The sequence below is a fragment of the Prosthecobacter sp. genome, from assembly GCF_029946185.1.
Lineage (GTDB): Bacteria > Verrucomicrobiota > Verrucomicrobiia > Verrucomicrobiales > Verrucomicrobiaceae > Prosthecobacter.
In genome coordinates, this window is record NZ_JAQSEA010000302.1 from 1 (window position 1) to 10,905 (window position 10,905).

8 protein-coding genes are annotated in these 10,905 nt (G+C 60.7%); 5 read left to right on the plus strand and 3 right to left on the minus strand.

Annotated elements, in window-relative coordinates:
• The first annotated feature begins 267 nt into the window (after window positions 1–267).
• The 4 genes from PSV43_RS24615 (at window position 268) to PSV43_RS24630 (ending at window position 6,913) form a co-directional block, all read left to right on the plus strand.
• On the plus strand, window positions 268–612 hold the full coding sequence (locus PSV43_RS24615) for a helix-turn-helix domain-containing protein (RefSeq protein WP_300203967.1): 345 nt from the start codon (window positions 268–270) through the stop codon (window positions 610–612).
• Window positions 613–618: 6 nt separating this feature from the next.
• Window positions 619–2,613, plus strand: coding sequence for a DUF3987 domain-containing protein (locus PSV43_RS24620; protein WP_300203970.1), 1,995 nt, complete (start codon window positions 619–621; stop codon window positions 2,611–2,613).
• Between the two features lie 1,005 nt (window positions 2,614–3,618).
• The gene (locus PSV43_RS24625; RefSeq protein ID WP_300203973.1) at window positions 3,619–3,783 is read left to right on the plus strand and encodes a hypothetical protein; all 165 of its coding nucleotides are present in this window, start codon (window positions 3,619–3,621) and stop codon (window positions 3,781–3,783) included.
• Window positions 3,758–6,913: a leucine-rich repeat domain-containing protein gene (locus PSV43_RS24630; RefSeq protein WP_300203976.1), complete on the plus strand. Its 3,156-nt coding sequence runs from the start codon at window positions 3,758–3,760 to the stop codon at window positions 6,911–6,913. Before PSV43_RS24625 ends, PSV43_RS24630 begins: the two co-directional genes overlap by 26 nt.
• On the opposite strand, the gene PSV43_RS24635 is transcribed toward PSV43_RS24630, so the two are convergent.
• From PSV43_RS24635 to PSV43_RS24645, 3 genes are read right to left on the minus strand one after another with little or no spacing between them, the layout of a single operon-like run.
• Window positions 6,906–7,571 (minus strand): hypothetical protein, encoded by a 666-nt coding sequence (locus PSV43_RS24635; protein ID WP_300203978.1) that lies wholly within the window; start codon window positions 7,569–7,571, stop codon window positions 6,906–6,908. The genes PSV43_RS24630 and PSV43_RS24635 overlap by 8 nt on opposite strands.
• A 12-nt stretch (window positions 7,572–7,583) precedes the next feature.
• Entirely contained in the window at window positions 7,584–8,504 is a 921-nt protein-coding gene (locus PSV43_RS24640; protein ID WP_300203981.1) for an ATP-binding protein, read from the minus strand.
• A gap of 46 nt (window positions 8,505–8,550) precedes the next feature.
• A complete protein-coding gene (locus PSV43_RS24645) occupies window positions 8,551–9,765 on the minus strand; it encodes a 3-dehydroquinate synthase (protein ID WP_345784691.1) in 1,215 nt (404 codons plus the stop codon).
• Between the two features lie 556 nt (window positions 9,766–10,321).
• Between PSV43_RS24645 and PSV43_RS24650 the strand changes: the two genes are divergently transcribed.
• Window positions 10,322–10,759: a response regulator gene (locus PSV43_RS24650; RefSeq protein WP_300203986.1), complete on the plus strand. Its 438-nt coding sequence runs from the start codon at window positions 10,322–10,324 to the stop codon at window positions 10,757–10,759.
• The last annotated feature ends 146 nt before the right edge of the window (window positions 10,760–10,905 follow it).

The following is a 10,905-nucleotide window of genomic DNA, read 5'->3' on the forward strand; positions in this document are numbered from 1 at the left end:
CCGCCCGTCTGCGAGCGTAAGGTAAACACACCGGCCTTCGAACGCCCCCAGAGTCGGGCGGTTTGGCGGAGTGTGCGGTGAGGCGCTTCCCTGTCTTCGACGCCAAACACACCCAACGTACGTCCCCTCGGAGTGCCTGCGACCCTGCACCACATCCTACCACACCCTAGGCGGTGCTGGTTCTCTGATGGGTCTGGCTCACGCTCACTCAACTTCCTGCAACTTTCGCTTTACTCCTGAAAAAACGGCCCAATCTAAATTATCGGCATGAATCACTCATCACCGATACCCCAAGCATCCGCTTCCAGCCTTCCGGCCGGGAAGATCACCCGCAAACAACTCGCTTCCTACTGCGGTCTCTGCGTGCGCAGCATTGACGAACTCACCCGCTCCGGCGTGCTGGGGCATTACAGGATCGGCAAGTCCGTCCGCTATGACCTGGCGGAGGTGGAGGCCACGCTGCGGCAGCGCTTTCACGTGCAGCCCACGACACCCGCAATCCTGAACGCTTCAAGCGTCTCCGGCGTTCCGCTGAATACCATCAGTGACCACAAAATAGCCGCCACTGCTGTTTTGCATCCCGCTTTGACCCAACCCCAACTCCAAGCCTGAACCACCATGCATGCACCTTCTGAAATGACGGGAACCATGGCGGCTGCGCCAGACTCCGAGGAGCAGATCCTGGCCGTGCTGCTGGAGGGGAATGAGGAGTGGCTGCCTGCGCTGCGGCGCATCCTGCCGCATGCGGACGCGTTTGTGGACCCGGAACGGCGCTGCCTGTGGGATACCCTGCTGGAAATGCACGACCGTGGGGAAATCATCAGCTCGGACAGCGTGGCGGTGCGCCTGCGCCGTCAGGGTGGGCTGGAGGGGGTGCTCTCCACCATGGTGCTGCTGCTCGGCAGGCACTCCATCTTCAAGCTGGAAATGGCGGAGTGGCATGCGCGGCAGATCGCCTACGCGTATGAGCGCCGTCTCATCGCCAGCGTGAGTGAGATGGCCGGGCAGGCGGACATCGGACCGCAGGAGATGACGGCGGTGCTGCGCGAGAAATTGAAGAAGATGGAGCGCATCGCTTACAGCACCGGAGAGGATGCCCCGCGCCCGCTGCCCCTGGGCGCGTCGTTGCTGCCCGTGCTGCCCTTTGACACCGCCTGGCTGCCCGCGCCGTTTCAGAGCTGGATCAGCGACATCGCGGAGCGCATGCAGTGCCCGCCGGAGTTCCCCGCCGTGGCCGCCATGGCTGCGCTCTCCAGCGTGGCGGGCCGGCGCTTCTGCATCCAGCCCAAGACGCAGGACGAAGGCTACACCGAGTTCCCCCACCTCTGGGCCATGCTCATCGGCAGTCCTTCGCTGATGAAAAGCCCCGCCATGCAGGCCGCCATGCGCCCGCTGCGGGACCTGGAACGCGTGGCCTTCAAGGAGTACAACTGCCAGGAGATGGAGCGCCAGACGGCGGAGATCGCCGCGAAGATCAAACGTGGCGCGCTGGAGTGCGAGGCACGCAAGGCCGCGAAGAAAGGCGACCCCTTTGACTACGCGCAGCTCATCGGCCCTGCCGAGGGGGAGGCCACGCCGCTGCGCCGCTTCATCGTCAATGACGCCAGCATCGAGGCCCTGGGCGAAGTGCTGCGGGACAATCCCACCGGCACCCTGCTGTACAATGATGAACTCGCGGGCCTGCTCGCCCTTTTGGAAAAGGATGGCAACCAGTCCCTGCGCGCCTTTTTGCTCCAGGCATGGAGTGGCAAGGAAGGCTTCACCTTTGACCGCATCGGACGTGGTCGGCGACACGTTGAATTCTGCGCCTTGAGCCTGCTGGGCAGCATCCAGCCCGGCGTCATCGCCAGTCATGTGCGTGCCGCCAATGGCCACACCGCAGGCGCGGATGGCTTCCTGCAGCGCTTCTCGCTCATGGTATGGCCGGACGTCAGCAAGCACTGGGAAGACATCGACCGCCCGCTGGACGCCGAAGCCGAGTGGGAGGCCACGGATGTGTTTCACGCCTTCGAAAACATCACCACCGCAACCCTCACCCAAAAAGGTGTGAAGCCCGGGCGCGATGGCATGCCCACCTTCCGCTTTGCACCCGATGCGCAGGAGCACTTCGGCCACTGGCGGCACGCGCTGGAGCACCGCCTGCGCAGCGGCACGCTCGCCCCCGCCATGGAGGCGCACCTTGGCAAATACCGCAAGCTGGTGCCCGCGCTCGCCCTCCTCATCCACGTGGCGGAGGTGATCTATGAGCCCCTCAGCGACGTCAGCCTCACCGCCCTGCAGCGCGCCCTCTCCTGGGCCCGCTACCTGGAAAGCCACGCCGCCCGCGTCTTCGCCTCCGGCACCGTGGCAGAGAGCACCGCCGTGCACACCCTGCTCAAGAAACTGTGCGATGGGTCTGCGGGGCTGCCGAGTGAGTTTAAGGCGCGGGATGTTCGGCGGAAGTGCTGGGCCGGCCTCGCAAGTCAGGACGATGTGGACAGCGCCTGCGATCTGCTCGTCGAGCACCGCTGGCTCATCGCCACCGGGCACCCTTCGGGTTTTCAAGGCGGTCGTACTACCACATCCTACCATCTCAATCCCCTCGCGAAACAAGCCGCCAACGCCCCCGGATGAACTGACAAAACTGACAGAACCTGGTATTGTCAGTTGTGTCAGTTCTGTCAGTGAGTTTAAAAAGGGGGAGATGTTTTTGAAGGGGTCCGTGCGGTGGGCAGTAGGATGGGTGTGGCGACAGCCCGCGTGTCCTTCGAAGCACGTAGTGCGAAGAATGGGCCCGTCCAGCAGCGTACAGCAGGCTCCATGGCGTACGAATGCCCTCGAAGTCGGGCGGTTTGGCGGAGTGTGCGGTGAAGCATCGGAAAGCACCACTCGCCAAACACACCCAACGTACGCGCCCATCGTACGATGGGTGTGGCGACAGCCCGCCCGTCTGCGAGCGTACGGCAAACACCACAGCCTGCGAGCGCCCCCAGAGTCGGGCGGTTTGGCGGAGTGTGCGCTGAGGCATTGCCATGTCTTCGACGCCAAACACACCCAACGTACGCGCCCATCGTAGGATGGGTGTGGCGACAGCCCGCCCGTCCCTCAGCGTAGGGCAAACACACTGGCCTGCGAACGTCCCCAGAGTCGGGCGGTTTGGCGAAGCGTACCGTGGAGCATAAACGCTCTGGACGCCAAACACACCCAACCTACGACCAGAGAGCGCTTCTCTGCGGCAACGTACGAAAGGATGTCATCAAAGAGGTTTATCCTCAGCGCATGCCCTCTCACTCGAAACCGAGTTCATCCTTGGGTAGGGCCACCCACCATCTGCCAACCAAGGGACCTGCTTGGGTCCCCGCCCTCCAAGATCCATCCGTCCCCTGGCTGCCAAACAGGAGAGTGTTTGCCAAGCAATGATTCCACCCTGGCCCACACTCCGGCTCCAGCCCGCATAGGATGGCAGGCGTCAGCAACGTGGAATGGCATGCGGAGCCTCATCATCCCCTACCTAGCCACCCATCCATCATGAGAAAAAACACTCCCCCTTTTAAAAGGCACTGACACAACTGACACAACTGACAAAGACCGGTTGTGTCAGTTCATGGGCAGCGGAGGAGTTGTTTGGGAAAGGCGAAGGTGAAACCGCAGCCGCAGCTTCCCCGCTGGCCGGTGCAGCCGCTCATGGCAGGATGTGGCAACGGCCACGCACCCCAGCCCCTCCGCCCTTCCACCTTCTCCAGACTCGACATCCGGCCTGCCCCCTTCACCTTGCGCCATGCCGACGCCGTCCATGACACCTGAAGAGCAGAAAGCCTATGATGAGGCACTGAAGAGGATTGAGGAATGCCAGCGGAAGGGAGAGGAGGCTATATTCCTGGATCTAAGCGACCTCGGCTTGACCATGGTGCCGCCAGAGATCGGCCAACTCACCAAGCTCAGGTGGCTTAACCTCGACAACAACCAACTCAGGACCCTGCCGTCGGAGATCGGCCAGCTCAGCGCGCTCACAGATCTTCACCTCAACAACAACCAGCTCAGCACGCTGCCTCCGGAGATCGGCGAGCTCAGTGCCCTCAAGAATCTTCACCTCCACAACAACCAACTCAGCACATTGCCGCCGGAGATCGGCGAGCTCAGCGCGCTCACAAATCTTCAATTCCACAACAACCAGCTTAGCACATTGCCGCCGGAGATCGGTCAACTCAGCGCGCTCACGCATCTTTACCTCTACACGAACAAGCTCAGGACCCTGCCGCCGGGGATCTGTCGACTTACCGCGCTCACACATCTTCACCTCTCAGACAACCAGCTCAGCACATTGCCGCCGGAGATCGGTCAACTCAGCGCGCTCACGCATCTTTACCTCTCCTTCAACCAGCTCAGCACACTGCCACCGGAAATCTGCCAGCTCAATGCGCTCACGCTGCTTTACCTCAATAACAACCAGCTCAGCACGCTGCCGTCACAGATTGGCCAGCTCACCGCACTAGAACAACTAGAACTGTTCAACAACCGGCTCATCAATCTGCCACCAGAGATCGGCAATCTTAGGAGACTAAATGTACTTTTTCTCCACAAAAACCAGCTCACCAGCCTGCCCCCAGAGATTGGCAAGCTCTCTAAGCTGAAGCGGCTCGGCATAGGCACCAATCAATTCGCAAATCTATTGCCGGAGGTTGGCTTGTTGGACTCGCTGGAGGGTCTTTACCTCGACAGAAACCAGCTCAGCAGCCTGCCGGCGGAAATCGGCAAGCTAGCTGCGTTGAAGGAGCTTCGCCTCGAGTATAACCAGCTCAGCAGCCTGCCGACGGAAATTCGCCGGATCAACACGCTTGCGGTTTTGTATTTGCATCAGAATGAACGTTTAGGCCTGCCGCTCGGCTTGCTTGGTCATACATGGGAAGAGGTCCGCAATAATAAAGGAAAGCCTGCTTCACCAAAGGAAATTCTGGATTACTATTTTTCTCAACATACAGCCACCGCCCGCCCGCTCAATGAAGTCAAAATGATGCTCGTAGGACGTGGTGGGGCTGGGAAGACGAGCTTGGTAGAGCGGCTGATGCGCAACACCTTTGACAAGCGGCAGGAGTCCACCACGGGCATTGCGCTGCAGGACTGGCGGCTGCCCTGCCCGGGGGGAGATGCGGTAACGGTGCATGTGTGGGATTTCGCCGGGCAGGTGATCGCACATGCGACGCATCAGTTCTTCCTCAGCGCACGCAGCGTGTATGTACTGGTGCTGACTGCGCGGGAGGACAGCCAACGGGAGGATGCGGAGTACTGGCTGCGGCTGATCCACGCCTTTGGCCGCGATGAGGACGACGTGACTTCCAAGGTGCTCGTGGCCCTGAACAAATGGGCCACGGCCCCGGTGCGCCTGGACCGCGAGGCGCTACGGGAGAAGTACCCCTTCATTGTTGATTTCATGGAGACGGACTGCGAGACCGGTCAGGGTATTGCGGAACTGAAGACGAAGCTGGCGGAGATCATCGGCAGCGATACCGGCGTGCGCGAGAAAACCGGCGCGGATTATTTCCAGGTGAAGGAGACGCTACAAAAGCACTGGAAGGAGCAGCAGACGAACTATCTGGACTATTCCGTCTTTGAAGAGGTCTGCATCTCCGCCGGTGTGACGGACAAAGACCGGCAGCGGATCATAGCGCGCAATTTGCACCGTCTGGGACTGGCGCTGAACTACGGCGATGATGAACGCCTGCGGGACACGACGGTGCTGAATCCACACTGGGTCGCGGATGGCATCTATCTCCTGCTGCGCCAGACACCAAATGAGCGCGCCGAGCTGTCTCTTGACGCGGCATGCCGCAAGTTTCCAAAAGATGATCCACGCCAAGTGATGTTCCTCATCCGCCTGATGCAGAAGTATGACCTGGTCTTTCCGCTGAAGGAGGACGAGCAGCTCTGGCTGGTGCCGCAGGCGCTGGCGGATTCCCAGCCTGTGCTGGAACCGGAATGGCAGGGCGAGGCCACGCGCCTGCGTTGGACTTACTCCGCGCTGCCGGAGGGACTGGTGCCACGCTTCATCACCCGCACGCACACTTTGAGCGAAGGGCTGTCGCGCTGGCTGAACGGCACGCTGCTGGAACTGGGCATGGCGCGCGCCGTGGTGCGGGCAGATGTGACGGACCGCCGCATCACCGCCACGATCCTCGGCCCGGAGCCGGATCGCCAGCAACTCGCGGGGACGATCCAGACGGAGATGCGCTCATTGAATGCAGAGATTCGCGGCCTTGATCCCTTGGAAGAACTGCAACTGCAACGCGCCCCCGAAGTGTGGCTGCCGGTGACGGGACTGGAGAAGGCGGAGAAGAAAGGCACTCTCAAAATGGACATGCTCACGCCGCAGGGGCCAGTGGAGATTAGTCCGACAGAGGAGAACAACCGCCTGACTGCGCCGGACGCTCGCACCGATGTGTGGAAGCCGCGCGTGTTCATCAGCTACTCGCACAAGGATGACGCTGCGAAGGACCAGCTAGTGCTCAAGCTCAAGGTGCTGCAAACCGCTGGTCTGGTGGAGTTCTGGGTGGACCGCGATCTCACCGCTGGTGAGGAGTGGAATCGTGGCATCAAGGATCAACTGGAGGAAATGGATGTCTTCGTGCTGCTGGTGAGTGATCACTCGCTGACGTCCGACTACATCAACCGCGTGGAGATTACCCGGGCCATGGAGCGTCGCAAACAGGGCACTGCGGAAGTGGTGCCGGTGATCCTGCATCGCTGTCAGTGGAAAGCCTGCGAGCGCCTGAATCATCTCATCGCCCTGCCGAAGGACGGCAAACCGATCAAGGATCACCGCCCGCAATCGCTGGGCTGGCATGACGTATCCGAAGGCTTGATGCGTGTTTTGACCAAGCTGAAGCAGCAGCACGCGGGGGAGCACCGCTCCAGCGAAAGAGAACGCGGGCTCAGGTGAGCTTCCACCGTTTCAAATCATCGAGAAACAAAGCGAAGCTGCGTGATTGCTGAGCCAGAGTCTCTGCATCGAGCTGGCTGGCGACTTCGATGAGGAACTCATACCAGTCGGAGCACCCGCGTTTCCGCATCGCTGCATCGGCCAGATCCTTCAACTGGGGTGGCGGAGATGAGCGATGGTTGAGGCGGTAGTAATGAATGGCGAGCGCCGCTTCTTGTTCGGCAAAGGCGGGAAGATCCAACCGCGCACCGGGTGACAAGGCCTGGAGCACCCAGCTCTCGATCATCTCCACCGGCACAGCGATGGCTCCCGGACGGGAAACGTTGTGGCTCGATGCTTCTGCCAGAAGTTCTGCGTGGCGGTTGGTTTTGCGCTGATCAGAGGCGGAGAGGGTGCCGAAAGGACGGGCACCATCGGGATGCTGAGGAGCGCGGTCGTTGTCGAGCGCGGCAATCCAGAAGATCCCTGGCCCACCTCCACCTGAATTGCGAATGGCTGCAAACATGTGGCGCATCATTTTGCGCGCCTTGGCAATGCCGGTGCCTAGGCGGCTATCAATAAACTTGTATTCGAACGCCGTGCCATGAACGCGCTCGGCGCAGGTGAGGTAAAAGAGGGCATCACCCTCGCTTTCAGCCACGATGTAGATGAAGGGCATGGCGTAAGTGGATTAGGCGGCAGGTTTGCGCTGGAGTGTGGGTACGCCGCCCACAAGGCCGGAGAACCACATCTGGCCCAGTGGCATCTCTTCGACGGTGGGAGAATCCCAGTCGATGGCTTTGAGCCGGTCATCGAGATTGGCCAGCGTGCTCATACCGTCCTTCTTCTCCACCAGAACGACGGCCTCGGGCTGATCCTGGAAGTAGTCGATGAGATAGGGATTGTGCGAAGTGGCGATGATTTGCACGCCTGTGTCACGCACAATACGGTGGATGATGCCAACGAGCCGCTCATAGAGACGCGGGTGCAGTGCGCGGTCCAGATCCTCAATGAGGATCACGGGCGGCGGTGCTTTTTGATGAAGCGCGGTGAGCAGGGCGAGCACCAGACGCGTGCCTTCTGAAACATCGCTGAGCGGGGTTTTCTCAGTGAGGCCGCGTTCCTGCAGCATGATCATCTTCTTTCCCCCAGTCGGCAGGGTCGTGAGGGAGATCGACTCTATTTCACTGATGGCTGAACAAAACTGAGACTGAATGGCCGCAAAGGCGGGGGAGTCTTCTTCGCGGAGGCGCTCAATCACCTGGGTGACACCCTCGCCATTTTCACGCACGAACGGAACGCTTTGGGCTGCGGCCTCCGGTTTGCCGATGGCGTCGGGATCGAACCGGTAAACCGGCAGAGGATGGCGAATGTCTGGGGGCGTTCCATCCGCTGTGACCAGTTCCACCAGGGCTTTTTGATCCGGCGAGTTGCGATGCGGAGGTGGTGCTGTATCAAGCGCGGATGCAGCCGCGTAATCGGCAAACGCCCGGAGGAAATTGGTTTTGCCGGAGTTATTGGCCCCTACTACCAGCGTGAAGGGACTCAGGCGACACTCTGCCTTTCCGAACGAGCGGAGGTTGGTCAGACTGATTTGCTTGATGTGGGCCATGCAGCAGTCTTGCTGCGATCAGAAAAAGAATCAAGCTCCCCTTCCCCTACTCCTCCTCAACAGCCGCCGCTGCGCGCTTCTGCAGCTCCACCACGGCGTTCAAAATCTTCACGCGGTTCATCTCATGCACTTCCACTTTCGTGCCGATCTCGGGGACGAGGGTCACGGTGAGTTCGCCGCCGAGGTGTTCGCGGAATTCTTCCAGGCCTTCGAGGATGGCGGGCTCGCCGCTGCGGCCGGTGGTCATCAGATGCGGGGAGGTGGTGGCGAAGCCGATGCTTTCGATGAGCTTCAGCACGCGCTCGCAGGTGGCTTCATCCAGGATGCCCTGCATGCGGGAATAGACGAGGTCCACGGCCATGCCGATGGCCACGGCTTCGCCATGGGCGACGGTGAATTTGGAAATCTGCTCGAGCTTGTGCGCGGCCCAGTGGCCGAAGTCCAGCGGACGGGCGGAGCCGAGTTCAAAGGGATCGCCTCCGGTGGCGATGTGCTCCACGTGCAGCTCGGCGCTGCGCTGGATGACTTGCTCCAGCGCTTCCTGCTTCAAGGCGGCGAGATCTCCGGCCATGGCTTCGATCTGCTCAAAGAATGCGCGGTCACGAATGAGCGCGACTTTGATGGCCTCGATGATGCCATTGCGGCGTCCGCGTGCGGGCAGCAGTTCGAGGAAGGCGAAGTCGTTCACGACGGCAAACGGTACGGCGAAGCTGCCGACCCAGTTCTTTTTGCCGAAGTAGTTCACGCCGTTCTTCACGCCCACGCCGCCGTCTCCCTGGCTGAGGGTGGTGGTGGGAAAGCGTACGTGGCGGATGCCGCGATGCGCCGTGGAGGCGGCAAAGCAGACGAGGTCCAGCGCGGCGCCACCGCCGATGACGAAGACGTAGCTGTGCCGGTCCAGCCCGGCTTCATTGATGGCGTCCCAGCAGCATTCCACGAGGCGAAAGTCGTTTTTGCAGGGCTCGCCACCGGGGATGACGATGGGGTCGTCCACCATGGTGAAGGTGTCCGCATGCACCTGGCCGTAAGCCATGATGTCGTCAATCAGATCACGATTGGCCGTGGCGACGGCTTCATCCACAAACACGAGCACGCGCGGGAGCTTGTGCGGCTGGTCGAGGTGAAGAAGATCACGAATGGTGTGGTTCCGAGGCGCGAAAACTTCTCTCGTGAACAAGATTCGGTGCGTGTACTCTAGACTGATTTTTTTCTCTAACATCAAAGGGGGGGATTCTTTGGCTCTGACCGGGGTTGCGGTCAAAGGGAAAGGGCAAACGTCTGACGAATACGTTTTCTAACCCACGGCACTCATTTAACGCAGGATACAGCACTTTTTGCAGCTCCTCTGCGCAGGCCCCTCCTGCCCTGCCACCCGTGGAAATAGCCTGCTGGGGTGATTGAGAAGGATACCCCTCGGATTCAACTTGTCTGAGGCCATGAAAACCCTGCCTTCAAATCCGCCGCACCGTCATGACAGCAACCAGCATGACTTCATGTGATGGCCGCTTCTCCGCTGTTCAGTCAATCGGTGTCCGTGGATGCATGGGAGGACAAATCGAGTGCGGCCGTGACCTTTCCGCCTCCACTGCGCTGCTTGGTTCCAGCGCTGCGGGGTGCCATCCACCAGGTTCTCGATGGCGGTGTGGTGCTCTTTCGCATCTCTTCAGCGAAGAGAACCAAAGCCCGCAGATGGCCACGGAACCCAAGGAACCCGTCCAGTCGAAGCCCAAAGCGAAAGTTTTGTTCCAATTCTTTGATGGCCTGCCGATGTCAGAATCGTGAGTTTCGAGCGTTTACTAACCCCGTCGCCGCTTGAAATGAAAACGCCTGCTCGAATCGTCATCGTGGATCATGATCCAGCCAGTTCCGCAGACTTTTGCGCTGCGCTGGAAGCCCACCCAGATCTCACCCTTGCGGCAGCCGTCACCTGCGCCTCCTGCTCCTTCGCCGCAGTGACAGGGCAGAAGCCCGATCTTGTGCTGGTCAGTCTGAGCCTGCCCGGCCACCGCATTCTTCAACTCGTGAAGGATCTCCTGGTGCTGCATGCAGACCTGAAGTTTCTCATTGTCTCCAGCCAAGATCAGGAGCTTGAGGCCAGCCGCGTCTTGCGGGCAGGAGCCCACGGCTGTGTTTTGCGCAGCAGCAGCACCGCCACGAAGATAGACGCCGTGCGCCAGGTGCTGGCGGGCAAGCACTGCTTCAGCAAGCAGTTCACCCCCCGTCAGTCGCCACCACCGGCCCGCATGGCAGCGTGACTGCGGCGGGCTCGCGGTAGTCCTTTGGAGCCCTGGCACTTGATTAAGGGCTGGGTGTCGGTTCACCCACGAAGGTGGAAAAGAGTCACGAAGCGCGGACTTGAGTCCGCAGCAGGTCGTCCGCGTGGGAGGTGTGATGGCTCGCA